Source organism: Nonomuraea sp. NPDC050680 (assembly GCF_040654555.1).
Classification (GTDB): domain Bacteria; phylum Actinomycetota; class Actinomycetes; order Streptosporangiales; family Streptosporangiaceae; genus Nonomuraea.
Genome location: NZ_JBFAIF010000002.1, coordinates 444966 through 470101, shown reverse-complemented (window position 1 = coordinate 470101; position 25136 = coordinate 444966). Strand labels below are relative to the sequence as shown.

The 25136-nt window shown below is 71.2% G+C and carries 21 protein-coding genes; 9 read left to right on the top strand and 12 right to left on the bottom strand.

What is annotated here, in order from left to right:
- Nucleotides 1–3: 3 nt before the first annotated feature.
- From AB0H88_RS08660 to AB0H88_RS08645, 4 genes are read left to right on the top strand one after another with little or no spacing between them, the layout of a single operon-like run.
- A complete protein-coding gene (locus tag AB0H88_RS08660; protein WP_357642667.1) occupies nt 4–450 on the top strand; it encodes a hypothetical protein in 447 nt (148 codons plus the stop codon).
- Nucleotides 447–842, top strand: a complete 396-nt coding sequence (locus AB0H88_RS08655; RefSeq protein ID WP_357642666.1) for a hypothetical protein — start codon at nt 447–449, stop codon at nt 840–842. The genes AB0H88_RS08660 and AB0H88_RS08655 overlap by 4 nt, the downstream gene beginning before the upstream one ends.
- Nucleotides 843–893: 51 nt before the next feature.
- Nucleotides 894–1373: a SigE family RNA polymerase sigma factor gene (locus tag AB0H88_RS08650; RefSeq protein ID WP_357642665.1), complete on the top strand. Its 480-nt coding sequence runs from the start codon at nt 894–896 to the stop codon at nt 1371–1373.
- Nucleotides 1370–3370 (top strand): hypothetical protein, encoded by a 2001-nt coding sequence (locus tag AB0H88_RS08645; RefSeq protein WP_357642664.1) that lies wholly within the window; start codon nt 1370–1372, stop codon nt 3368–3370. Before AB0H88_RS08650 ends, AB0H88_RS08645 begins: the two co-directional genes overlap by 4 nt.
- Before the next feature lie 30 nt (nt 3371–3400).
- Here the strand turns inward: AB0H88_RS08645 and AB0H88_RS08640 are convergent, their stop codons facing one another.
- Together AB0H88_RS08640 and AB0H88_RS08635 are read right to left on the bottom strand one after the other, a co-directional pair.
- The gene (locus AB0H88_RS08640; RefSeq protein ID WP_357642663.1) at nt 3401–4891 is read right to left on the bottom strand and encodes a carboxyl transferase domain-containing protein; all 1491 of its coding nucleotides are present in this window, start codon (nt 4889–4891) and stop codon (nt 3401–3403) included.
- A gap of 70 nt (nt 4892–4961) precedes the next feature.
- Complete coding sequence (locus AB0H88_RS08635) at nt 4962–6131, bottom strand: CoA transferase (RefSeq protein WP_357642662.1); 1170 nt, start codon at nt 6129–6131, stop codon at nt 4962–4964.
- Between the two features lie 78 nt (nt 6132–6209).
- On the opposite strand from AB0H88_RS08635, the gene AB0H88_RS08630 reads away from it, so the two are divergent.
- Entirely contained in the window at nt 6210–6758 is a 549-nt protein-coding gene (locus AB0H88_RS08630) for an AAA family ATPase (RefSeq protein ID WP_357642661.1), read from the top strand.
- Nucleotides 6759–6771: 13 nt separating this feature from the next.
- Here AB0H88_RS08630 and AB0H88_RS08625 read toward each other — a convergent pair whose 3' ends face one another.
- The 5 genes from AB0H88_RS08625 to AB0H88_RS08605 all read right to left on the bottom strand — a co-directional run bounded on the left by AB0H88_RS08625 (nt 6772) and on the right by AB0H88_RS08605 (nt 12339).
- Nucleotides 6772–7446, bottom strand: a complete 675-nt coding sequence (locus AB0H88_RS08625; RefSeq protein ID WP_357642660.1) for a histidine phosphatase family protein — start codon at nt 7444–7446, stop codon at nt 6772–6774.
- 172 nt (nt 7447–7618) lie between these two features.
- Nucleotides 7619–8824: a DegT/DnrJ/EryC1/StrS family aminotransferase gene (locus AB0H88_RS08620; protein ID WP_357642659.1), complete on the bottom strand. Its 1206-nt coding sequence runs from the start codon at nt 8822–8824 to the stop codon at nt 7619–7621.
- On the bottom strand, nt 8821–9630 hold the full coding sequence (locus AB0H88_RS08615) for an amidohydrolase family protein (protein ID WP_357642658.1): 810 nt from the start codon (nt 9628–9630) through the stop codon (nt 8821–8823). Before AB0H88_RS08615 ends, AB0H88_RS08620 begins: the two co-directional genes overlap by 4 nt.
- Before the next feature lie 23 nt (nt 9631–9653).
- Nucleotides 9654–10352 (bottom strand): amidohydrolase family protein, encoded by a 699-nt coding sequence (locus AB0H88_RS08610; RefSeq protein WP_357642657.1) that lies wholly within the window; start codon nt 10350–10352, stop codon nt 9654–9656.
- 10 nt (nt 10353–10362) lie between these two features.
- Complete coding sequence (locus AB0H88_RS08605; protein WP_357642656.1) at nt 10363–12339, bottom strand: hypothetical protein; 1977 nt, start codon at nt 12337–12339, stop codon at nt 10363–10365.
- Between the two features lie 83 nt (nt 12340–12422).
- Here AB0H88_RS08605 and AB0H88_RS08600 point away from each other — a divergent pair, with 83 nt between their 5' ends.
- From AB0H88_RS08600 to AB0H88_RS08590, 3 genes are all read left to right on the top strand, one after another.
- Nucleotides 12423–13253, top strand: coding sequence for an amidohydrolase family protein (locus AB0H88_RS08600; RefSeq protein ID WP_357642655.1), 831 nt, complete (start codon nt 12423–12425; stop codon nt 13251–13253).
- The gene (locus tag AB0H88_RS08595) at nt 13250–14011 is read left to right on the top strand and encodes an amidohydrolase family protein (protein WP_357642654.1); all 762 of its coding nucleotides are present in this window, start codon (nt 13250–13252) and stop codon (nt 14009–14011) included. The genes AB0H88_RS08600 and AB0H88_RS08595 overlap by 4 nt, the downstream gene beginning before the upstream one ends.
- 107 nt (nt 14012–14118) lie before the next feature.
- Nucleotides 14119–16089, top strand: a complete 1971-nt coding sequence (locus tag AB0H88_RS08590) for a hypothetical protein (protein ID WP_357642653.1) — start codon at nt 14119–14121, stop codon at nt 16087–16089.
- 90 nt (nt 16090–16179) lie between these two features.
- On the opposite strand, the gene AB0H88_RS08585 is transcribed toward AB0H88_RS08590, so the two are convergent.
- Nucleotides 16180–17148, bottom strand: coding sequence for a helix-turn-helix domain-containing protein (locus AB0H88_RS08585; protein ID WP_357642652.1), 969 nt, complete (start codon nt 17146–17148; stop codon nt 16180–16182).
- 133 nt (nt 17149–17281) lie between these two features.
- Between AB0H88_RS08585 and AB0H88_RS08580 the strand changes: the two genes are divergently transcribed.
- Nucleotides 17282–21241, top strand: a complete 3960-nt coding sequence (locus tag AB0H88_RS08580) for a S8 family serine peptidase (RefSeq protein WP_357642651.1) — start codon at nt 17282–17284, stop codon at nt 21239–21241.
- Here AB0H88_RS08580 and AB0H88_RS08575 read toward each other — a convergent pair.
- Genes AB0H88_RS08575 through AB0H88_RS08560 form a run of 4 tightly spaced genes read right to left on the bottom strand, consistent with a single transcriptional unit; the run spans nt 21226 to nt 25118 of the window.
- A complete protein-coding gene (locus AB0H88_RS08575) occupies nt 21226–22191 on the bottom strand; it encodes a dihydrodipicolinate synthase family protein (RefSeq protein WP_357642650.1) in 966 nt (321 codons plus the stop codon). The genes AB0H88_RS08580 and AB0H88_RS08575 overlap by 16 nt on opposite strands.
- 10 nt (nt 22192–22201) lie before the next feature.
- Nucleotides 22202–23011 carry a carbohydrate ABC transporter permease gene (locus AB0H88_RS08570; protein ID WP_357642649.1) on the bottom strand — a complete coding sequence of 270 codons (810 nt, stop codon included), beginning with the start codon at nt 23009–23011 and terminating at the stop codon, nt 22202–22204.
- Entirely contained in the window at nt 23008–23874 is an 867-nt protein-coding gene (locus tag AB0H88_RS08565) for a sugar ABC transporter permease (protein ID WP_357642648.1), read from the bottom strand. The genes AB0H88_RS08570 and AB0H88_RS08565 overlap by 4 nt, the downstream gene beginning before the upstream one ends.
- 2 nt (nt 23875–23876) lie before the next feature.
- Complete coding sequence (locus tag AB0H88_RS08560; RefSeq protein WP_357642647.1) at nt 23877–25118, bottom strand: extracellular solute-binding protein; 1242 nt, start codon at nt 25116–25118, stop codon at nt 23877–23879.
- Between the last annotated feature and the right edge of the window lie 18 nt (nt 25119–25136).

Sequence of the window (25136 nt, the reverse complement as noted above, 5' to 3'; positions counted from 1 at the left end):
ACAGTGAGCAGAACGCAGATGCAGAAGGTCGTCCCGCCGCGTCTGCTCGTGCCATACCTTTCGGGTAAACGCACGGTCATCTCCGGCTACGTCTACCGGCTCCAGGACTGCGTCCGGCTGACGACCCCCAGACAGCTCTACTACGGACTCGACCTTTCGTTCGAGGGATCGGAGCTGACGGCCGACGTGCCCGAGCTCTATGTCATGCGCTGGTACGCCCGCGACGCCGACACCTACGCCGTTCCGTACGGACCCCATATGGGCGGCGACTGGAGCGACGCGCCACCGTTCGCGGGAAACGGGTTCACCACGTCGCGCGAGCACGTGGTCCCGCAGTTCCACACCACGCCGATCCCCATCCCCGCGGGCGCGGAGATCGTGCACATCACCCCCGAACAGCAGCGGCCGTTCGCCGCCTACGACGGGCTCACCTGGCGGCCCGCCGCATGAGTGACGACATCACCCCCGTGGCCGCCGGCTTCGTCGCGCGGTTCGCCGAGCGCACGCTGCCCGCAGCGCTCGGCCCCGACAGCGACCAGGTGGTGCTGTTCAGCGAGGAGGAGCTCGACGGGTTCGAGCCGGGCTCCGGCTACTGGCGGCGCACGGTCGGCCGCGCCGAGCTCGACTGGCTGGTGCTGATCCGCACGGTCGGGGCGTTCGGCGGCGAGCCGTGCATCGTGCTCGACGAGGACGACGACGGCCTGCACATCGCCTACACCGGCCACAGCGGCATGAAGGCGGAGGCGCTCGGCTACTGGATGGTCGACCACGGCGCCTACGAGGTCGTCGTGCCCCGGGAGGAGGTCTTCTCGATCCGCGTCGAACGGATTCCCGTCCCCTAGTCAACCGACACCCGTCTTGGGTGTCTCTGTACTGTGATCGACTCCTCCACCATGGCGCAGCCGTCATTCGCCGAGCTGTTCGCCGCCCACTACCACCCCCTGGTACGGCTGGCGGGCCTGCTCGGCGCCGACGACCCGGAGGACATCGCCCAGGAGGCGTTCTCCCGGCTGCACGTCAGACGGCTGCGCGACGACGGGGCGGCCGTCTCGTACCTGCGCACGATCGTCTGCAACCTCACCCGCAACCGCCTGCGTCACCTCAGGCTGGTCCGGCTGCGCCGCCCCGATCCTCCCGAGCATGAACGCAGCAGCGAGCACGCGGTGATCATCGCCGAGGAGCACCGCGAGTTGCTCGCGGCGCTCGACCGCCTTCCGCGCAGGCAGCGCGAGGCCCTCGTCCTGCGCTACTGGCTCGACCTGTCCGAACGCGAGATCGCCGAGGTCATGGGCGTCTCGGCGGGTTCGGTCAAGACCCACGCCAGCAGGGCCCTGGCCGCGCTGGGCAAGGCGCTGAAGGAGGAGGACCAGTGAGCGACCTGGAAGCACGCCTGCGGGCGGCGCTCGAAGCCCGCGCCCAGACCTACGAGGCCGATCCGAACGCCTGGCTCAAGGTCCAGCGCCGCACTCCCCCGCCGGTGCCGCGCGGGCGGTGGCTGCTCGCCGCCCTGCCCGTCGCGCTGCTCGCCGTCTTCGTCCCCATCCTGCTCAACGGGGGCCTGGGCCGGAACAGCGCGAGCGACCCCGACGAGGTCTACAAGCAGCTCATGCAGGGCAAGACGGCCGCCGGGGAACAGGTCGTGGTGGACGACCCGGCGCGGGGCAAGCCGCTGCGCCTGTGGTTCGCCCGGGGCCCGCTCGGCGTCCCCGAAGTGTGCTTCGTCGCGGTCCCGGCGGACGGCGATCCGTACGGCTCGTGCCACAACCTGCGCATGGCCGGGATCATGGAACGCAGCGGCACATACGAGGGCTCCACCCGCGCCGACGCCCCGTCCGCCTACGTGGACTACGGCGTGGCCGGCAACGACGTGGCCAAGGTCACCGCCGTGCTGGCGGACGGCCGCCGCGTCGACGCGACCGTGCACCGGTCCGAGGGCGCCCCGATGATCATCTGGACGCTGGCCCTGTCGGCGGGGGACAAGGTGTCCACGGTCGAGTTCACCGACGCGCGCGGCAGGCGAGGCTCGGACACGTCGCCCAAGCGCCTCGCCGGCGAGAGCAGCAGGCATACACCGATCGGCCAGCCCATGCGACTGCCCGGCGAGGTCACGGTGCGCCCCTACGACGACAAGGTCCAGGGCCGCAGTGTGTTCTGGTTCCGGGGGAGCAAGGAGCTCGGCTGGGTCAACCTCGACCTGAAGGATCCGATGACGGCCAAGGCACCCATGATCTTTTCCGAGGACGGCATCATCTACACCGCCACGAAGAGGAACACCGTCAAGATCCAGATAGCGGTCGGCTCCGACGCCCCGATCACCATGCAGGGCATCCCCGATCCGTGGAACCTCGACCTCAACCTGTTCACCACCGCGCGCCTGCTCCCGTTCGACTGGACCCTCGGCGGCTGGTGGGCGGGCTACGACGCCGCGGGCAAGCAGCTCTGGCGTGAAGACAGGCCACGCCGCACCGCGCCTGAGAAGCCGAACTTCAAGCGGACCGGCGAGCCCATCACCGTCCCCGGAACCGACGACTTCAGCAAGGGGCCGGTACGGCTCTCCTTCGGAAAGTACCCCTACGAGGACGCGCTGCAGCTGTGCGCCACCGGTGGCACCGGCTCCAACGGCGGGGATCAGGGTAGTTGCGCCAGGGTGCGGCCCGAACCGCCGTTCGGTGGCTTCTCCAGCAACCGGGTGGAGACCTACCTGCCGCTGCCGGGCAGCGTCGTCGCCTTCGGCGCGGCCGAGGACGACTGGTTGTCCGTCGACGCGGTGCTGGAGGACGGACGCCGCCTGCCCGCCACCATGACGCGCGGCAAGGATCTGCCCGCGCCTGTGTGGTGGGTCAGATACCCGAGTGACGCGAAAGTGAGCGCCTTCGCGTACAAGGTGCGCGGAAAACAGCTCGAACAGGTCGACCTGACGTGGCCCGGCTGGTGCTGGGAGGACAAGAAGCCCATCGACGCCGGCCACGTCTTCCCCAGCGGGCTCACCGCCCATCTGTACGCCGACACGTGCGTCAAATGGACGAAGGACGGCAAGGAACAGCCGGGCGCCTTCCAGGCCGTCCCGGGCGGGAAGCTGAGCGACATGATCGCCGCCCCGGAGCTTCCGCTGCAATGGTCAGGAAACCGGGAGGATTGGTACGGCTTCACCGTGCCCGGCACGGCCAGGGTCGAGCTTACGCTCAAGAACGGCGGGCGCTTCACCGCGAGCACGGTGCCCGACCCATGGGACCAGGGCGTGCTGCTGTTCGCCGGGCCGCTGCCGAAGGCGGTCGCCAAGCAGGGGCTGTCCTCGCCGGGCATGCGGTTCACCGGCTACGGCGCCGACGGGGGCGTGCTCTGGACGTACGAGCCGAAGGAGCCGCGCTAAGCGTCCAGGTAGCGGTAACGGTCCGCCAGGCTAGCCGCCCAGGTTGCGGTAGCGGGCCTGGCGGGCCACTCGACGGTCCGCCGGGCTCCGCGCCAGGAGTCCGGCGATCTCGTACTCCAGCGCCCGTCCCACCCGCTCGCAGAACGCGCGCGGCTCGTACGCGGCGTCCGGCACCTCCGGGATCACCCGGTCGACGATCCCGTCACGCCGCAGGTCGGTGGCCCGCACCCGCTGCTGCTGGGCGATCTCCGGCGCGAAGTCCACGCTGCGATAGAGGATCGCCGAGGCGCCCTCCGGCGGCAGCGGCGACAGCCACGCGTGCTGCGCGCACAGCACCCGGTCGGCGGGCAGCAGGGCGAGCGCCGCGCCGCCCGCGCCCTCACCGAGCAGCAGGCACACCGTCGGCGCGTCGAGCATGACCAGGTCGGCCAGGCAGCGGGCGATCTCCGCGGCCAGCCCGCCCTCCTCGGCCGCCTTCGACAGCGCCGCGCCCGCCGTGTCGATCACGGTGACCAGGGGCAGCCCCAGCTCGGCGGCCAGCCGCATGCCGCGCCTGGCCATCCGCAGCCCGCCGGGGCCGAGCGGCGAGCTGGGCCGCGCCCGGCGCCGGTCCTGGCCGAGCACGACGGCCGGCGCGCTGCCGAACCGCGCGAGCGCCAGCAGCAGGCCCGGCTCGTTCTCGCCCGCGCCGTTGCCGGTGAGCGGGGTCACGTCAGTGGCGGCCAGCTTGAGCAGCGTGCGCGCGCCGGGACGGTCGTCGCGGCGCGAGCGGGTGATCGCCTCCCACGCCTCCACCGGCCGCAGGTCCTCCTCGGGCGGCTCGCCGGCGACCAGCCCGCTACGTTCGGCGCACAGCACGGACAGCGCCCTGATCGCCACCTCCCGCGCGTCGTCGGCCGACACCACGGCGTCGACCAGCCCGTGCTCGTGCAGGTTCTCGGCCACCTGTACGCCTTCGGGGAACGGATAGCCGTGCAACGACTCGAACACCCGCGGCCCCAGGAACCCGATCAGCGCCCCCGGCTCCGCGGCGGTGACATGCCCGAGCGAGCCCCAGGACGCGAACACCCCGCCGGTCGTCGGATGCCGCAAATACACCACGAACGGTAGCCCCGCCCCGCGATGCGCCTGCACCGCGGCGGTGATCTTCACCATCTGCACGAAAGCGAGCGCGCCCTCCTGCATCCTGGTGCCGCCCGAGGCGGGCGCGGCCAGCAGCGGCAGCCGCTCACGGGTGGCCCGCTCGGCCGCGGCGACGACCCGCTCGGCCGCCGCCACCCCGATCGATCCGGCCATGAACGAGAACTCGGAGACCACGACGGCGACCCGGCGCCCGTCGAGCAGGCCCTCACCGGTGACGACGGACTCGTCGTAGCCGGACTTGGCGCGGGCCGCGGCCAGCTCGTCGGCATAGGAGGAGCCCGGCGCCACCGGATCGGCGGGCGGCGCGTCCCACGACTTCCACGATCCCGCGTCAAGGACCGTTTCGATCAGTGTGCGCGCGTCCGGACGGCTCACCATGGCTCCCTACTAACCGGCGATGTTGGAATGTTGACGCACCAGAGCGCCCGCCGGTGCCATCGGATTCGCATCACCCCTCGCGCTCTTGCAGCCAGCTGAGTACGGCGTCGCCGTCCTGGCCCAGGGCGGGCGGCGCAGTGTGCACCACCTCAGTGCGGCCGTCGGGCCCGTCTTCGAAGCGCAGTGGGGGGCCGGGCAGTTCGATGCGGCCGAGGACGGGATGGTCCACCTCGATCACCAGGCCCTGCGAGCGGGTCTGGTCCCAGGAGTAGACCTCGTCGATCGAGCGGATCGCGCCCGCGGGCACTCCTGCCTCGCCGAGCCTGGCCAGCCAGTGGCCGCGGTCGTGCGCGGCCAGAGCCTTTTCCATGTCGGCGATCAACTCATCCCGATGGGCGAATCGCTCCCTGTTAGTCGCATATTTAGCCACATCTGGGTCTATGCCCAGTAGGGCGGCCACCTTCTTCCACTGGCCGTCGTTGGCCGCCGCGATCTGCAGCATCCCGTCGGCGCAATGGAAGGCGCCGTAGGGGGCGATCGAGGCGTGGTGGTTGCCGTTCGCGCCGGGCACCTGGCCGCCCACCGTCCACGCCGTGCCGTGGTAGGAGTGCACGCCCGTGACTGCGGCCAGCAGCGACGTACGCACCACCCGGCCCCTGCCGGTCCGCTCCCGCTCGTACAGGGCCCCGGTCACGCCGTACGCGCCGTGGATGCCCGCGAGCAGGTCGGCGATGGAGGCGCCCACGCGGTACGGCTCGTCGCGCGAGGGGCCCGTCAGCGACATCAGGCCGGCCTCGCCCTGGGCGATCTGGTCATAGCCCGGCCGGCCGCCCTCGGGCCCGTCGTGGCCGAAGCCGGTGATCGACAGGATGACCAGGCGCGGGTTGAGCTCGTGCAGCAGCTCGACGGAGAAGCCGAGGCGGTCGAGCACGCCGGTACGGAAGTTCTCGATGAGCACGTCGCTCTGGCGTACCAGGCGCTCGACGAGTTGCTTGCCCTCTGCGGACTTCAGGTCGATGGCGATGGACTGCTTGTTGCGGTTCGCCGCCAGGAAATAGGTGGAAATATCGTGATCCGGCCCGACGAAGGGCGGCCCCCAGCCCCGGGACTCGTCCCCTCCGTCCGGATGCTCCACCTTGATCACCCGGGCGCCGAGGTCGCCGAGCATCTGGGCCGCGTGCGGGCCCGCCAAGGCTCTGGACAGATCCAGCACCACGATGTCACCAAGGGGTCCGGGCAAGATCAGCCTCCAGAATTGCGTTCGTGGCGAAAGAGTAGTCTTTCAGGCTCCCTGTCTCCTTCACCTACCCTGGTAGCCGTGACATCGCCCGTCCGCCGCATCCAGGCGCTCGATCCGTCGTGCGGGCCGGTCCGGCTGGTCGCCGTCGACGGCCCCGCCGGGTCGGGCAAGACCACGTTCGCCGGCGAACTGGCCGCCGAACTCGGCTGCCAGGTGGTGCACAGCGACGACTTCCCGGTCCCGTGGGACGAGGGCCCCGGCGGCTGGTTCGACGCCCTCGACACGCAGGTACTCCGCCCTCTCCAGCGCGGACTCCCGGGCGCGTTCCGCCGTTATGACTGGGTACGCGGCGAGTACACCGACCTGATCACGGTCCCCGCCGCACCGGTCCTGATCATCGAAGGCGTGGGCACGGCCCGCAGATCGGCGGCCCACCTGCTCGCCTTCACCATCTGGGTGGAGGCCCCCGAAGAGGTGCGGCTGCGCCGGGTGATCGAGCGTGATGGCCCTGAGCTGGAGCCGAGGTGGCGCGTGTGGTTCGCCACCGAGCAGGAATGGTTCGACGCCGACGACACGCGAGGCCGGGCCGACCTCGTCAGAACGACCGCAGGTGCTCGATGGCGTTAAGTGGCTGATGTCGCTATAAGGACCGCAGGTGGTCGATGTCGTTGAAGGACAGCAGCTCGAGACGGCCCTCCAGCGCCCGCCACGTCGAGACGGACGCGTTGAGCACGGGCGCGAACTCCTCCATGGCGGCCAGGTCGGCGTCCGGCGTCTCGGCGATCACATGCCGCAGAGCCAGCACCACGGTGTCGTGCGCGACGATCAGCACCCGCCGCCCGTCGGCCCGCGCGCCCAGGTCACCGACCGCCGCACGCACCCGTACCGCCACGTCACCCACCGACTCACCGCCCGGCGGCCGATAGTCGTAGTCCCCCGCCACCCGCCACCGCGCCAGCTCCTCGGGATGGCGCCGCCCGATCTCCGCCTCGTTGTACGGAGCGAGCATCCCCCGCTCCTGGTCTCTGAGCCGCTCGTCCGTGGTCACCGGCAACGTCCGCCACACCTCGGAGGCACTCGCCCAGGTGTCGAGCGCGCGCGTGTAGGGCGAGCACCACACGACCTCGGGCGCCTCCTCCTCCGGCAGCGCCCCCAGCAACTGCCCGAGCGCCCCGGCCTGCCGCCGCCCCAGGGCCGTCAGGGTCACCTCGTCATCGCCGCGCTCGTAGACGAGCGGCGTGTCGCCCGCCCGCCGGTAGGCGGCGTTCGCCTCGCTTTCGCCGTGTCGTACGGCGAGGATCCGTGACGGTCCCATGCAGTGCATGGTGCCATAGACGCGGCGGCGCGCCTTTACAAAGTAGATCCGTATCTGCCAAAGTGAGCGCCGCCCTGTGGGGCAGGCCGGCCGTCCACGACGGTCCAACCCGGCCAGGCCACCCGGGCGCCGCGCGTCGGCACCGCGGCCGGCACCTTGGCCGGCGCCTCGGTCAGGTGGGCGGCGTGGCGGCCAGCACCTTGGCCAGGGCCTCGGCCAGGTGGGAGGCGTGGCGGGGATCGTCCATGAGCATCGACTGCCGGACCCAGACCACCTCCCGAGCCGCCGCCTCGGCGGCCGGGCACGGCTCCGCCCGAGCGCCCTCCCGGGTGAGCGCCGCCATCGTCCCGAGCGGCGGGTACCCGCCTTCGAGCGGCACCCCCTCGGCGGCCATCGCGGCCAGCAGGAACTCCCGGTCCACCGGCTCGTGGAAGCGGAGCATGAGCAGGTGCCGGGAGTCCCGGGTGGTACCAGGCGGCCGTGGCACCACACTCACCGAACCCGCACCCGCCGATTCACCGCCGTTCGCCGCACATCGCTGGGCGGTCAGTTCGCGTTCGACGGCGGCGCAGAAGTCCTCGCGGCGGTCGATCTCGGCGTCGAGGCGGTCGAGCCAGGGCAGCAGGAGGGCGGCCTGGATCTCGGTGAGCCGGAGGTTCCAGCCGACCGACGGGTGGCCGTACCACTGGCCGCCGAGTCTGCGGCCGAGGTTGCAGACCGACCAGATCGCCTCGTACGCGGCCTCGTCGCGGCAGACGATCAGGCCGCCCTCGCCCGCCGTCATGGCCTTGCTCGCCTGGAAGCTGTACACCCCGGCGTCGCCCAGGCCGCCGACCGGGCGGTCCTTGTAGGTCGCGCCGTGCGCCTGGGCGGTGTCCTCGACCACGACCAGGCCGTGGCGGGCCGCCAGCGCGTTGAGCGGGTCCATGTCGGCTGGGCTGCCGGCCAGATGGACGGGCATGATGGCGGCCGTTCTGTCCGTCAGCGCCGCTTCGACGGCCTCCGGTGACAGATGCAGGTCCACCGGGTCCACGTCGACGATCACGGGCGTGGCGCCGGCGAGGAGCACCGCCGTGGCCGAGGCGACGAAGGTGTAGGCGGGCACGATCACCTCCTCGCCCCGCCCCACGCCCAGACCTCTCAGCGCGGCGAACAGGCCCAGTGTCGCGTTCCCTACCGCCACGCCGTACGGCACGCCGGACCTGTGGGCGAACGCGGCGGTCAGGTCCGCGACCGTGGAACCGCCCTGGGTGGCGCCCCACCGGCCGCTCTCCAGGACCTCGGTGACGAGAGCGCGCTGGGCCGGGTCGAGCGGCGGCGGCCATGCGGGCCAGGGCGCCGAGCGGACCGGCGTACCACCGTGGAGGGCGAGTGTCACAGGGAGCGTCCCTTTCGATGCGACGTCGGGGAAGGCTGGGGAAGGTCGAGGAGGCGGGCGAGGTTGGCGCCCTGGATGAGGGTGCGGTCCGTGTCAGTGAGCGGGGCGAGGGCGATGCGGCCGAAACCGGTGCGCAGGTCCAGGAAGCAGGCGTCAGAGCCGAACACCACCCGGTCCGCCCCGATCATGTCGACGAGGCGGGCGATCCAGCGGCCGGTCATCTTGGAGCCGCAGATCTCCAGGTAGAGGTTCGGGTGGTCGGCCGCCAGCCGGGCGGCGCGGGCGAAGCCGTACACCCAGAGCCCGGTGTGCCCCATGAGCAGCGGCACCGCCGGATGGCGGGCGGCGACGGCGGCGAACTGGACGGGGTCGCTCCACGGCGAATCGGTCTGGCCGTGGGCGAGAACGGGCAGGCCGAGCTCCCACACCGGGTCGTAGAGCGGGTCGTCCAGACGGCACTGGTGCACGTCGGGATGCAGTTTCACGCCCCACACGCCCTCCAGGGTCAGGGGTGTGCGGTGGTGCGGGTTGTAGACCTGCCAGACGCCGAACCGGCCGGGGAAGCGCTCGGCGATCTCGGCGGCCAGCCGGTTGCCGCGTACGGCGTCCGGGCCGACGGCGAGCAGGTGGCTGATGCCCATCGCGGTGACGCCGATCCGGTCCATCGTGGCCACCAGGCCCGCCGCGGACGGATCGGGGATGAGGAAGTCGGGCCACTCGCCGACATGGCCGTGCGCGTCCAGGATCACATCGGCCCGCTCAGGAAAAAGGCGGGTCACATCGCCCCGCTCAGGAAAGAGGGTCACATCAGCCCGCTCAGGAAAGGGGATCACATCAGCCCGCTCAGGGAGCCGGCGGCGATCAGGTCGACGGCGGACGGCTCCAGGTCGAGGTGGTCGAGGAGGAAGCGGGGGCCGCAGTCGTCGGCGATCGGCGCGCCCGTACCGAAGACCAGCCGGTCCGCCCCGAACCGGTGGGCGAGCCATTCGACGCCGCCCTGGGTGTTGACGGTGCCGATCTCCAGCCAGAGGCGGCGGGTCTCCGCCATCAGTTCGGCCACCGCGCGCAGGCGGCGGTAGCCCGGGTTGAGCAGGAGGACGCGCTGCTCGGGCAGTCGCTCCATCAGCGTACGGAGCTGGGCGGGCGACGTCTCCTCAAGGTCGATCGCGACGGACAGGCCGAGCGCGGCCAGCCAGCGCAGGGCGGTCGGGCCGGTGAGGTCGAAGCGGTGGCGTTCGGGACAGAGCCTGATCATGCGGACGTTCCACCCCAGCACCTCGTGCAGCTCGGCCGGCGCGGACGCCCCCGTCACACCGGGTACCACGACGGGCACCGGGATGAGCCGGGGGTCGTCCAGCCGCAGGAGGGCCTCGTTACCCGCCTGGGCGTCCGAGTAGAGGCTGAGCGTGTGGGTCACACAGGCCCGGTCGATGCCCAGCCGGTCCATCTCGGGCCCGGGGTCCGACGGCAGGTCGTCGAACGGTACGGGACCGATCAGCCGGTGGGCATCGATCACTGATTTCGGCACAGACCGAAATCTAGCCAGCGGTCGCCGGGATGGTCAAGGGCGGGCAGCCGGGGTCGAGCCTGATCCGGGCCAGGTTCCGGCCCACCAGGGCCCAGGCGCGCCAGCTGCCGGGCTCGAAGTGGAGCTGGGGATTGGTGTACCACTCGTCGCCCAGGCCGGTGGCCAGCAGCTTGGCCTCGGTGCCCAGTTCGTAGGCGTTGCCGCCGCCGAAGAAGGTGGACACGAACACCTTGTCCCGATGCACGGTCAGTTCGCCGTAACCGGCGAGCTTGCCCTGGCTGACCACCTTCTTGGTGGCCAGGTCCATCGCGATCCAGGCTCCCGAGTCGCGCTTGTACACCCCGTACAGCAGCCCGCGGTGCACCTTGATGTCCTGGAACGTACGGAAATTGGCGACGGGATCGACCTGCCAGAGCACCTTGCGCTTCCTCAGGTCGAAGGCCGCCACGGACGCCGAGGTCTTGACCGGCGGGGTGCCCCCGCCACCGAGCACGTCGCCGCCCAGGTAGACGACGCCGTTGCCCAGCGAGAGGCTCATCAGGCTCTGGCCGGGGATGACGTCCAGGTAGACGTCCATCTTGCCGGTGTCGGGGTCGACCACGGACAGGGCGCCCGACAGCTTGGGGCCGAGCGGCGCGGAGGCCACCAGGAGCTTGTCGGTCACCGGGTCGTACTCGATGTCCCACGGCCGCTGCTGGTCGTGGCCCAGGTAGCCGAGCCCGCGCACCTGGTCGGTGCGGATGTCGATGGAGAGGATCTGCCCGCTGGGGTACATCGCCGCGTAGATCTTGTCGCCGCGCCGTACCAGGTCCTTGGGCTCGCCGGGCAGGCGAAACCTGCGCTTGGCGCCCGTACGCAGGTCGCGGACCTCCATCGAGAAGTGCCCGCCGATGTAGAGGGCGCGGTTGGGCACGAGCAGCATGCTCTGCGGCCGTTCGGCGCCGGCGGGTATTCCGGCCTCGATCAGGTCCACGAACTCAGACTTGCCCGTGCGCAGGTCGAGCCACCACATACCGCCGGAGCCCGAGACACCGAAGAGGGTGTTGTCGTCGAGCAGTTCCAGCCGCCTGGTCTCGTCGCCGAGAGACGGCGGGTCGGCGATCTTCGTGAGCCCGGCGTCGCCGGTCCGGTAGCGGTAGACGGCTCCGTCCGGGCGGGTGGTGGCGTAGACCGTGCCGTCGGCGGCCACCGTGAGCATGTCGAGGCTGCCCTCCGCCAGGGCCGGCTGCCGGAGGTCGGTGCCGTCCTTGCGCACATCGATGAGGGTCCCGCCGCTGGACGCGAGCACGCGGTCGCCGTGCTGCGCGACGGCGCCGAATCCCGTGGGGCCGGTGGCCAGCCGCGTGACCGTGCCGGTGGCCCGGTCGATCGACATGAGCTGGGCCTTGTCGAGCAGACCGGCGTAGACGTGGTCGGCGTCCGCGGCGATGGCTCTGACGTAACGCTCGCCGGGCGCCAGAACGCCGAAGTTCCGGACCGCGCCGGTGCTGGGGACGTACTCCCAGACCTTGCCGTCCGGGTACGTCCCCGCGTAGAGGGTGCCATCGGGCGCCGCGGTCAGGCTCCAGACGAAACCGCCGTTCTTCCCGAAGGAGTACAGGCGCTTCACCTCACCCGTCGCCGGGTCGAAGCTGTAGAGGTCGGGGACCGGGTACGTGCCGACATAGATCTTGCCGCCGGACACGGCGGTGGCCCAGCCGCCCTCCGCCTCACCCGCGGCCGGGCCGTCGGGGAGCGTGACGCTTCTGACGACCTTGCGGGTGGCCAGGTCGATCTCCGCCAGTACGGGCGGCTTGGGTCCGCGTTCGACGACGTAGGCGTGTCCTTCGTGGACGACGGCGCCGACGATCGCGCCGGTGACCGACGCCGGCCCGAACGTCTCCACCGCCGGGCTCGCACAATCGGTGGCGGCGACGGCCGCGGCGGTGGGGGCTGTGAGGAGGGCGGGTAACAGGCCGGCCACGACGACCATGAGTGAGCGGAGCATGTGGGCCTCGCGTTCATTTCTGAGCAATTTTGGCCCTGACCGTAATCTTATGCGCGCTGTTCGTCAATGGCATGATTGGCGACATGGCGATTAAGGACAAGACCGTTTGGGAGAGGGCCGGTAGGGCGTTCGACGCTTGGGGGCTGATCGGTGGGCTGGAGGTGGCCCTGGACGTCGACGTGCTCGTGGGCGCCTACCCGGACCGCGACGGGCCGCCCGGGACACCGGCCACCGTACGGGCGATGCTGGCGGCGCACCGGATCCGGGCGGGGGCGGTGGCGAGCCTGCGCGCGGCGCTCTTCGACGTACGCTCGGGTAACGACGCGACCCTCGCCCTGACGGCGCCCGGCGCACTGGGCGCGCCCGGCGCACTGGGAGCATCCGGCGGAGGTGCGTCGGTGGGGTTCGTACCGGTCGGGGTGGTGGATCTGCGGGATCCCGTGGGGGCGGGGCGGGAGATGGACCGTCTCGCGGCCGCGGGCGTCCGGGTGGTCCGGCTGTTCCCGGATGAGCAGGGCGTGGAGGCCGGTTTCCCCTCGGTCCGGCATGTCGCCCGGCGGGCGGCGCGGCTGGACATGACGGTCCTGACCGGTGGCGACGTACGCAGGTTCTGGCAGCCGTTCGCCGGGCTGGAGGCCAGGGTGGTCTTCCTCGACACGCACTTCTACCACCTGGGCGACTTCCTGGTGGCCGCCGCCGACGAGCCCGGCTTCCACACCTCCACCCGCCTGCTCAACTCCCCCGACGCGCTGGAGACGGTCGCCGCGGAGATCGGCGCCGAGCGGCTGCTGTACGGCTCACGAACCCCTCACTACGAACCCCTCGTCCCGCTGCTCAGGCTGGCGACCAGCGGCCTGAAGCCCGGCGAGGTGGCCGCCGTGGCAGGCGGCAACGCCAGGAGGCTACTCGGATGATCATCGATGTCCACGCCCACTGGGGCCCCTGGTTCTTCACCATGGACGTGGCCGGGGCGACCCTCGCCACCATGGACCGCTACGGCATCGACCGGGCCATCGTGTCCGCCACCGAGGCGGTCATCTACGACGCCCCGGCAGGCAACCGCGCCCTGGCCACAGCCCTGAACGACCTGGGAAACGGCCACGACGGCGGGCACGGAGGCGGCCTGGGCCGGTTGTCCGGCTACGTCACCATCAACCCGCGCAGGCTTCAGGAGGCGGTCCGGGACCTGGCCGAATACCTGCCGACCGGCCGGTTCGTCGGCGTCAAGATCCACACCGACTACACGGGCTCGCCCGCCACCTCGCCCCAGCTGCGCGACGCCCTCGAACTGGTCGCCTCGGCGGGCTGCCCGGCGCTGGTCCACACCTGGGGCCCCTCGGTGCTCGACCTGGCCCAGGTCTGCCTCGACACGCCGGGGCTGCGGGTGATCGCCGGGCACATGGGCGCCGACGGGTTCCGGTACGCGATCGAGGCGGCCCGCGCCTGCGACCGCCTCTACCTGGAGCCCTGCTGGTCCCATGCCCCGGCCGGCCGCATCGCCGAGGTGGCGGCGAACGTGGACGCGCGGCAACTGCTGTTCGGCACCGACGCGACGCTCATCGACCCGTCGTCGGCCTTCGGCTCGGTCGCCGCGGCCAACCTCACCGGCGAGACGGCCGAACGGATCGCGTGGCGCAACGCGGCGGAACTGTTCGGCCTGGAGACGGCCTAGCGGCAGTCCGGCGGATCCGGCGGCGGCCTCAGCGTTCTCGGAGCGATCTGGACATTACGGCCCGGTCCGTTATAGCGTGCGGCGAAACTTCACCAAGGGAGCCGCACATGATCCCCCGTCGTCGTTTCCTGCGAGCGGCCGCCGCGGCCGCCTCCCTCACCGCCGTGCCGGTCATCCAGGCCCGGACCGCCGAAGCCCGGTCCAGCGAGGAGACCACGAGCAGCCGCGAGCCCGAGGGCACCGTCACCGGCCTCGGGCCCGCGAGCGTCGCCAGCCCGCTGGGCAACGGCGAGTTCGTCGGCGGCGTCCTGTACGTGGGCTCCCGCGGCCTGTCTCCCAACGTGGTGGGCGCCTACGACCTGGCCAAGGATTCGGTCACCACCCATTTCGACATCCCCACCGGCGTGGGCGTCTGGGCGATGTGCCGGGTGGGCACCGACGTCTACGTGGGCACGCACGCCCGTTCCGACCTCTACCGCATCGACACCGTCGCGGGACAGGTGACGAAGGTCGCCGAATACCCCGACCACTACATCTGGACCATGGCCTCCTCCCCCGACGGCAAGGTCTACATGGGCACATCGGAGCCGGGCCGCGTCTGGGAGTACGACCCGGCCACGGGCACCAGCCGCGACCTGGGCCAGCCCGCCCCCGGCGAGGCGTACGTGCGCAGCATCCAGGCCGACGACAAGTACGTCTACGCGGGCGTCGGCTCCCACGCCCACCTCATCGCGATCGACCGCACGACCGGCGAGAAGCGGGAGCTGCTCCCGGCTGCCCTGGCCGACCGCGACTGGGTGTCGAGCATGAACATCTCCGACACGCACCTCGCGGGGGGCATGAACTCCCTCGCCGAGCTGGTCGTCCTCGACAAGGCCGCGCCGGGCGACTACAAGCTGGTCAAGGCCACGGCGCCGGGCGAGAAGTACGTCGTCGCGGTGCTGATCCACGACGGCTTCGTCTACTTCTCCGGCCGCCCCTCGGGCACCTTCTACCGCTATGAACTGGCCACAGGCAAGCTGGAAGTGCTGGGCGTGCCGTACTTCGAGGCGCTCACGCACCGGCTGCTGGCCCACGAGGGGCGCGTCTACGGCATCCAGGACAGCGCGGTCTTCGTGTACGACCCGGCGACGGGCACCCTCGACTACCTCAACCTGGTGCAGCGCGGGCTCAAGGCGGCGCCGGAGGAGCCCATGTCGGTCCACTCCGACGGCCACCGCGTCTACGTGGGCGGCAAGGGCGGCGCCGACGTCCACGACCTGGCCACGGGCAAGGTGAACAGGCTGGGCATCTCGGGCGAGCCGAAGACGCTGCTGACCGTCGGCGGCACCACCTACCTCGGCGTCTACACCCAGGCCGCGCTCTACTCCTACCGGCCGGGCGAGGCGGAGCCGAAGCTGCTGGCGCGTACCGGCAACCAGCAGGACCGGCCGCGCGACCTGGCCTACGACACGCGGACGGGCCTGATCGTGATGCCCTCGCAGCCGGAGCCCGGCCACATGAACGGCGCATTGTCGCTCTACTCACCGCGCACCGGCACGTACGAGACCTATCGACCCGCCGTGGAGCGGCAGACCGTCTACTCCATCACCACCCGCCACGGCATCGCCTACCTCGGCACCACCACCCAGGAGGGCCTCGGGCTGCCGCCCGTCACCACGAGCGCCCGGCTGGCCGCGTTCGACCTGGTCAAGCGGAAGCTGCTGTGGCAGATCGAGCCGATCGCGGGCGCGCGGTACGTCTCCTCCCTCGCGCTGGGCCCGATCACCCTGTACGGCATGGCGAGCACGGGTGAGGTGTTCGAGTTCGACCTGATCCGCAAGAAGGTCACCAGGACGCTGAAGGTGGGCGCCAAGGGCGGCGAGCTGTTCGTCACCGGCCGCGTCGCCTACTGCACCGACGGCGACAAGGTGTACAAGCTGGACCTGGTCACGTTCACGGCGAAGGCGATCGTCGAGGGCTTGGCCGGTCAGTGGTTCGGCGGCGAGCCCAAGCTGGCCCTGGACCCCTCCGGCACGGCCCTGTACGGCGTGCGCGGCCGCGACCTGGTCCGCATCGCCATCTCGGGCCGCCGCTGACCCGTCAGAGCGAGAGCCATCGCTGAGCCGTCAAACTGAGCCGCCAGACTGAGCCGTCAAAAAGAGCCGTCAAAACGAGCGCCGAGCCCGTCAGATCCAGCCGCGTTCCCTCGCCGCCATCCCCGCCTGAAAGCGGGTGATGGCGTTGAGGTCCCGCATGAGGTCGTGGATGCGGCGCTGCACGGTACGCAGCCCGAGCCCCAGCGCCCGCGCGATGCCCTCGTCGGTCAGTCCCCCGGCCAGCAGCGCCAGCAGGTCCCTGGCCAGCTCGTCCGGACCGTCGGCGGGCGGCCGGGGCACCGCGCGTAACGGGAAGCCGCGCAGCCACTCCCGCTCGAACAGCGCGATCAGCGCATCCAGCAGCGCCGAGTGGTGCAGGATGAACGCCGCGTCGATCGAGTACGCCCCGTTGCGGATGGGGATCAGCGCCAGCGCGTCGTCGGCGATCCACATCTTCACCGACGCGTCCGCCACCACGCGCACCTTCTCCCCGCGCGCCGCCGCGGCCTGGATCAGCTCCAGCCGGCCCGGCATCACCAGCGCCTCCAGGTCGTAGACGCTGCGGTAGTCGATCCCCGCCTGGAGCATCCGCTGCTCGCGCTCCACGTTGCCGGAGAGGTCCGGCATGACGTACGGGGGCTTGTCGATGTTGCGGAACATGCTCTGCGCGCTGTCCTGGAGCGCGTACGCCCGGCTGATGATGTTCTCGGTGCCCATGACCACCTCCACCTGCTCGGCCGGATGCGCCGCGTAGCGCGAGGCCCGCTGGAACGACGTGGTGAGCTCGTGGATGGCCGTCCGTACCTGGTGCAGCTCCTCCTCCTGGCGGCTGAGCATCGGCCGGATGGCGATGTCCGGCGCGACCGCCACGTACCGGGCGCGGCGGCCGGGCAGCCGGCTGGCCAGCCCGCGCCTGGCGAATCCCGCGAGCGTGCGCGCGGCCAGCGGCGTCGACACCCCGCAGTGCGTGGCGAGCTCGGCGGCCGATGACCGCGGATTCTCGACGAGCATCGTGTACAGGCGGCTCTCGGCCGGTGACAGGCCGATCGCTTCGAGCATGCGCCACCATCCTCCTCCGGTGGCGGGATGCCGCCACCTGGCGGGTTTTGGCCCGTTCGGCGTACTTGTGCCCTGACTGATTCCCAGATTAGGTCAGCGAAGAAACGATCTCCATACACCTCTGGAGTGTGTTGTGCCCATACTGCCCATCCCCCGGCGCCGCGGACTCGGGCCCTTACTCGTGCTGGCCCTGGCGGTGCCGCTGACCGCGGTGCCAGGACCGGCCACCGCCGCCGCCACCGCCACCACCGCCGCGCCGGTGGCAGTCGGTACGGGCCCGGTCAAGGTCACCCTGATCACCGGGGACACCGTCACGTACTCCAAGGACGGCTCGGGCCGCGCGTCGGTGGCCGTCGACCCCGATGACGGCCGCGAGGCGCGCAACTACCAGGCCGAGCAGAACGAGCACGGCTACTACGTGATCCCCGCCGACGCCGGGCCGTACGTGAGCAGCGGCCTGCTGGACAAGGAACTGTTCAACGTCGACTACCTGGCCGTCAACGGGTACGGCGACGCCAAGGCCGATCGGCTCCCCCTCATCGTCCAGTACCAGCCGCAGGTGAAGTCCGGCGACGTCGCGGGCAAGGCCCGGTCGTTGAAGGGCGGCGCGGAGCCGCTGGTCCTGAAGAGCATCGACGGCGCCGCGCTGAAGGTCGACAAGAAGCAGGCCCGAGCCTTCTGGCAGTCCGTCACCGGGGAGACGACCCCGGAGGTCAAGGCCAAGGCGAGCCCCGCCCTCGAGAGCGGCCTGCGCAAGGTGTGGCTCGACGGGAAGGCCAAGGCGCTCGACGACGTCAGCAACCCGCAGATCGGCGCGCCGAAGGCGTGGGCCGCCGGGTTCGACGGCACCGGCGCGACGGTCGGCATCATCGACACCGGCATCGACGCCCAGCACCCCGACCTGCAGGGCAGGATCGCCGAGGCCCGCAGCTTCGTCCCGGCGGGCAGGCCCGGCGGCGGCGACCCGGCCAACGTCTCCGACAAGTTCGGCCACGGCACCCACGTGGCGGGCATCATCGCGGGCAGCGGCGCCGCGTCCGACGGCCGCTACAAGGGCGTCGCGCCCGGTGCCCGGCTGACCATCGCCAAGGCGCTGGACGACACCGGCAGCGGCAACGACTCCGAGATCATCGCGGCGATGGAGTGGCAGGCGGCCACCGAGCACGCCCGGGTGGTCAACATGAGCCTGGGCAGCAACGGCGCGACCGACGGCAACGACCCGCTGAGCCAGGCGGCCAACGACCTGACCGCCGAGTACGGCACGCTGTTCGTGGTCGCGGCGGGCAACTCCGGCCCCGACCGGTTCACCGTGGCCGCGCCCGGCGCGGCGACCTCGGCCCTGACGGTCGGGGCGGTCGACTCCGCCGACAAGATCGCGTCGTTCTCCAGCCGCGGCCCGCGCCTGAGCGACGACTTCGCGATCAAGCCGGAGATCGCCGCGCCCGGCGTGAACATCATCGCGGCCCGCGCGGCCGGGACCTCGCTCGGCGAGGGCAGCAGTGTCCCGGGCGGCGGCCCGATCGACGACAACTACACGGCGGCGTCCGGCACCTCGATGGCCACCCCGCACGTGGCCGCCGCGGCGGGCATCCTGGCCGCCCAGCACCCCGACTGGACGGCCGACCAGCTCAAGACCGCCCTGGTGGGCACCGCGCAGCCCCTCGACGCCACCTCGCCGTACGACCAGGGCGCCGGGCGGCTGGACATCGGCCGGGCCGTCACCCAGCAGGTCTTCGACGACCTGTCGGCGGTGTCGGCCGGGTTCACCGACCCGTACACCGGCCAGACGCTCACCAAGAAGGTGACCTACCGCAACACCGGCAAGGACCCCGTCACGCTGGACCTGTCGCTGGCGCTGGCGCGCGGCGAGGCGCCGGCGCCCGCCGGGATGGCCTCGATCACGCCGACGTCACTGACCGTCCCCGCGGGCGGCACCGCCGCCGCGGACCTCACCATCGAACCCAAGCTCGGCGAGCCCGGATGGTACGAGGGCCGGCTGACGGCGACGGCCGGGACCGACCGGCTGACGGCGCCCGTCGCCTTCCGCAAGCAGGCCAAGATGGACACGGTACGCGTCAAGCTCGTCGGCAAGCCCGAGTGGGCGACGCTGCACCCCGGACCGCTGTCCGTGATCAGGGTCAACGACACCGATCCGCTCCTCGCCGGCGAGCCGCTCACCATGATCACCGAGAACTGGCGGACCACCGACGTGCCCGGCACGGTGGAGACCGTGATCAAGCTCGCCCACGGCGGCGTCTACTCCACGAGCGCCCAGCCGTGGTGGTTCACCAGCCGGGCCCATCAGCAGCTCCAGTACGGGCTGCTGCTCGCCCCGGAGACCAAGCTCGACGGCGACACCACGATCGTCCTGGACGCGACCAAGACCGAGCGGCTCCAGGTCAGCACGCCGCGAGAGTCCGAGCCGGTGTTCCTGAACACGATGAACACGCGGACGACCGCCGCGGGGCGGATGTACGCCGGCGCCGCGCTGCTGAGCTACGAGCCGGTCTCCTCGGGCGATTACTGGGTCACGCCCACGAAGTCCAAGCCGACCGTGGGCACCGCCACGTTCCTGTTCGACGAGATCCGCCGGGCCCCGGAGGTCTCGCTGAGTGTGCCGGGCCTGCGGCTGCACCCGCGCTACGTCAGTGAGCACGACGCCCTGGTGCCCAAGTTCGCCGCCGACCAGCGCGTGAGCCTGACCGTCAGCGGCGCGGACGTCCGCGGCAAACTGGTCTACCTCCCCGCCAGGAACTCGCTCCAGCTCCTCCTGGCCGACCTTGACCTGGCGATCAAGGGCGGCGCCGCGGGTGTGATCACCAGCGACCGCTTCGCCTGGCTCATGAGCGCCGACGCGTACAAGGCCCAGAACAAGCTGCCCATCCTGTGGATCGACAGCGCCGAAGCCGACACCCTCGGCAACGCCATGGCCCGCGAGCCTTACCCGACCGGGAGGCTGACCGTCCAGCCGACCAGCCCGTTCGAGTACAAGCTGGCCTACTACGTGACGGGCGCCACCGCCGGCCGCCTGACCTTCGCCCCGAAGGCCCGCAACCTGACCGAGATCGACACCACCTACCACGCCGAGTTCTCCCCACAGCAGGGGACGTGGGGGCCGTACCCGAACTTCAACGAGGTCGACCACACCTTCATCCCCCTCCAGCCGCTCAGTGTCCGGGGCTCGCACCTGTTCGGCGCGCCCCTGACCCGGATCGAGTACTACAACACGACCGGCAGCGAGGTGCTGTGGCAGCGCGACTACCAGTTCCGCGACCCCGCCACGGACGCCATCCGGATGGCCACGTCCGAGCGGGCGTTCATCCGCGCCACCCGGGAGCGGGAGGACTGGAACGAGGCTCTCCTGCCCACCCAGATCACCACCGGGCCTGACCGGCCGGACTGGGTCGATCCGGCGATCTTGTGCGACACCTGCCGCCAGGGCGACCGGATGCGGCTGCGCGCGCTCGCCCCGTTCGGCCTCGGCCACTACACCGACGCCTCCGACCCCAGCCACACCTACGTGGGCGCGCCGGGCGACGAGCAGACCCACCTGTTCAACGGCGACACGGAGGTGCGGCCCCAGGTCGACGAGGTCGGCGTGCCCTACTACAGCGTGCCCGCCGGGTCGGGCACGTACCGGCTGACCGACGTGTGGAAGGACGCCTTCCCCGGCAAGCACGCCGGCACCAGCGTCGAGTCCTCCTGGACGTTCCGTTCGGCCCGGCCGGTCAAGAACAACGCCCCCTACAAGTGCATCGACAGTGTGCTCTTCGATGACGAGCAGCCCTGCGCCAAGCTGCCGCTGATCCAGCTCCGCTACCAGCTCGACCTGCCGGGCAACGACACCGTGGCGGCCGGCCGGCCGTTCGCGTTCACCGTCAAGGCCGAGGGCGGCGCGTCCGCGCTGCGGGTCTGGACCTCCGCCGACAAGGGCGCCCACTGGACGCCGGCCGTCGTCCTCCCGGCGCCGGGCGGCTCCTACAAGGTCCTGGTGGTCAACCCCGCCGGCAGCATCACGATCAAGGCCGAGGCGAAGGGCAAGGACGGCAGCGCCGTCACGCAGACCGTCGCCGACGCCTACGTGGCGAGGTAACCCGCCGCCCTCGCCACCGCGGCCCGTTCCTGCTCCGGCAGGGACGGGCCGTACGGGTCGTGGGCGTGGGACTCCGGGATCCGGCCCTCGGCCGCCGCGAGCCACAGCATGCGCTGGACGTAGCCCTCCATGGGCTCGGTGAAGGTGGCCGTGGCCAGGCGGTCCAGGCGGCCCGACGCCGCGTCGAAGGCCCGCAGGTCCGAACCTCGGTAGGCGGCCATGACCGCGGCGGTGACGGAGACCGACGCGGCCGCGAGGCCCACCAGGGCGGCCTCGGCGCCCCACAGGAGCGACGGGCCGAACATGCGGTCCTCACCGGTGATGGCCAGCCTGCCGGCCTGCCTGGCGAGGGTGATGGCGCGCTGGCAGCCCATGGCGTCGGACAGCAGCGCGGTCTTGATCCCGGCCACGCCGGGATGCCGGAGGAGGTCCCGCATGGTCTCAGGTGGGCAGGGCCGGGTGTAGAGGTCGAAGGCGATCATGGGGATCCCGGCCGCCTGCCAGATCGCCTCGTGGCCGCCCAGCCGGTCGCCCTCGGCGGGGAAGACCAGGACGCCATCGGCGCCGAGCCGCGCGGCCACCCGGGCCTGCTCCTCGGCCTGAGCGAAACCCCCTGTCTGCTCCGGCGAGCCGGCGACGCCCCCGGTCTGCTCCGGCGAGCCGGCGACGCCTCTGGACTGTTCCGGCGAGCCGCCGATGCCGACGATGACCGGCACGCCGAGCGCGACCGCGCGCTCGATCACGGCGGCGCGTACGTCCGGCGTCAGGTACGGCCCGCGGCCGGTGTGCGCGAGCACCGCCAGCCCGTCGGCACCGTCCTCGACCAGCCCGGCGAGGTAGCGCGACACCACGCCGAGATCCACCTCGCCCGACTCCGTCATGGGGGTGGCCGCGGCGGCGAGCAGCGTGCCGCGAAGACGATCACGGAGGACTTGAGCCGAAATATCCACCCGAGAGAGCTTATTTCAGCCCAGTCATCGCGATGCTGTTGACCAGGTACCGCTGCAACAGGAAGAAGACCACCAGGCACGGCACCACGGAGATCGCCGCCGACGCCATCAGCACCGACAGCTGGATCTCCTCCGTCCGCAGCGTGGTCAGACCCACGGTGAGCGTACGCGTGGCGTCGCTCTGCCCCACGACCAGCGGCCACAGGAAGTCGTTCCAGTGCCACAGGAACACGAACACGCCCAGCGTGGCCAGGACGGGCCGGGTCAGCGGCACCACGATCGTCCAGTAGACCCGCAGCTCGGAGGCGCCGTCGACCTTGGCCGCGTCGAACAGCTCGTCGGGCAGCCCCATGATGAACTGGCGCATCAGGAACACGGCCTGCGAGTTGGCCAGCGTCGGCACGATCAGCCCCCAGAACGTGTCCACCCCGTCCAGGCTGTTGACCAGCACGAACGTCGGGATGAGGGTGGCCTGGAAGGGCACCATCATGGTCGCCAGGAAGGTCCAGAACATCGCCTGGCGGCCGGGGAAACGCTTCTTGGCGAACGCGTACCCGGCCATCGAGGCGGTGAGCAGGATGATCACCACCGAGACCACGGAGTACACCAGCGAGTTGACCGTCCACCCCACGAAGCCGGAGGCGGACAGCACCCGCGTGAGGTTGTCGAGCGTGAGCGAGTCGGGCCACTGCGCGGGCAGGGTCGGGGCGCCCGCGGGCGACAGCGCGACGATCAGCATGGCGGCGAACGGGCTGACGGTCAGCACCGACAGCACGCCGAGCAGCGCGACGAGCGGCCATCTCTGCCGCGTGCGCGTCATGTGTTCCCCCGGTCCAGGAAGCGGCGCTGGATCAGCGACACGATGAGCACCAGGGCGAACAGGACCATCCCCCACGTGGCGGCGTAGCCGAAGTCGAAGGATCTGAAGCCGTGGTCGTAGATGCCGTAGATGAGGGTGTAGGTGGCCCTGGCGGGACCGCCACCGGTCATCACGTAGACGGTGTCGAAGGTCTGGAAGGCGCTGATCGTCTCGATCACCAGGACGAAGAAGAGCGCGGGCTTCAGCAGCGGCAGCGTGATCCGGCGGAAGCGCTGCCACGCCGAGGCCCCGTCGACCCGGGCCGCCTCCAGATAGGAGCCCGGGATCGCCTTCAGCCCGGCCAGCAGGATCAGCATCGAGTAGCCGAAGCCCTTCCACGCCGACACCACGGCCAGGGCCGGCAGCACCAGCGACGACTGTTCCAGGAAGGCCACCGGGCCGAGCCCGGCCTTGCCCAGCACGCCGTTGATCAGCCCGTCGAACTCGTAGATCCACCGCCAGATGACGCCCGCCAGCACGAAGCTGGTCACGTACGGCAGGAACAGCATGCCGCGGAACAGGCCGCGCAGGAACACGACCTGGTTCAGCAGCAACGCCGTGCCCAGCGACACGAGCAGGGTGAGCGGCACGTAGACGGCCACGTACACGAGCGTCACGCGCAGGCTCGTCCAGAAGATCGCGTCGTCGAGCAGCCGGGCGTAGTTGTCCGCGCCGACGAAGCTCCACTCCCCGCCGATGTTCCAGTTGGTCAGGCTCATCCCCGCCGCCGCGAGGGAGGGGAAGATCCGGAAGATCAGGAAGAGCACCAGCACGGGCAGCACGAACAGCAGGCCCGTGACCGGGTCACGCAGGCGTTGGCGCATCCCTATCCGCCGTTGCCCAGCAGCGCGTCGGCCTCCTTGGCCGCCGCGTCGAGCGCCGTCTTCGCGTCCTCCTTGCCGAGCAGGGCCGCCTGGATGTGCGGGGCGATGAGGCCCATCACCTGGCGGGCCTTCGGGTGGGTGTCACCGGGGAAGGCGTACTGCAGCGACTTGGCGAACTCCGTGGCCGCGGCCGACTGTCCCGGCACGGTCACGTCGGTGCGGGCGGGGAAGAAGCCCGACTCCGCGGCCAGACTGGCGGCGACCTCGGGCGAGGACAGGTAGGTGGCGAACTTCTTCGCCGCGTCCTGGTTCGCGGCGTGCTTGGCCAGCACCAGGGCGCCGGGGATGCCGAACGCGACCCGCTTGGTGCCCTCCAGCGGCAGGCCGATGCCAACGTTCTCGGCGCCGATCGCGGCGCCGAGCTGGGTGGCCTGCAAGGCGGTGGCCGCGTGGTACATCGCGCTCTTGCCGGTGGCCAGGGCGCCGCCCTCGATCTCGTTGCCCTTGCTGGCGGCGTCCGCGGGCAGGCCGCCCGCGGCCTTCAGGTCGAGCAGCAGTTGGAGGCTGTCGACGCCCTGCTGGCTGTTGAAGGCCACCTTCTTGCCGTCGGGGGCGAAGACGCTGCCGCCGTTGGCCCACAGGATGGGATAGAAGCTCTGGTTGAGGCTGACCTCGGGCTTGCCGGGGTAGTCGAGCACGGCGACCTTCTTTGCGGCCAGCTTGGGCGCCGCCGCCTTGAGCTCGGCCAGCGTCTCGGGCACCTTGTCCACGCCCGCCTCGGCGAACAGCTTCTTGTTGTAGATGGGCGCGGTGATCGTCTGGTAGATCGGCACGCCGTACAGTTTGCCGTTCACGGTCAGCGCGGTGATCGCGCTGGGCAGGTAGGCCGCCTTGTCCTTGCCCACCACGTCGTCGACGGCCTCGACGGTGCCCTGCTGGGCGTACTGCGGGATCTGGTCGGGCCCCAGGACGACGAGGTCGAAGCCCTTCTTCGAGACCAGCGCCGTCGTGACCTTCTCCTGACGGCCCTCCCACGGCTGCTGGTCGATCTTGATGTCGATCGTCGCGTTCTTGGTCTCGAAGTCCTTCTCGACCTTGGCCCAGAACGCCTGGCTCTTGGCCTGGTCCCCGATGACGGGGTACATCCAGAGGGTCACGGTGCTCTTGTCCGAGCCGCTGGATCCGCACCCGGCGGCGGCGAGGGCCAGGGTGGCCGCCAGGCCGAGTGCCGCTGTCTTCCTCATCGGCGGATTCCTTTCGAG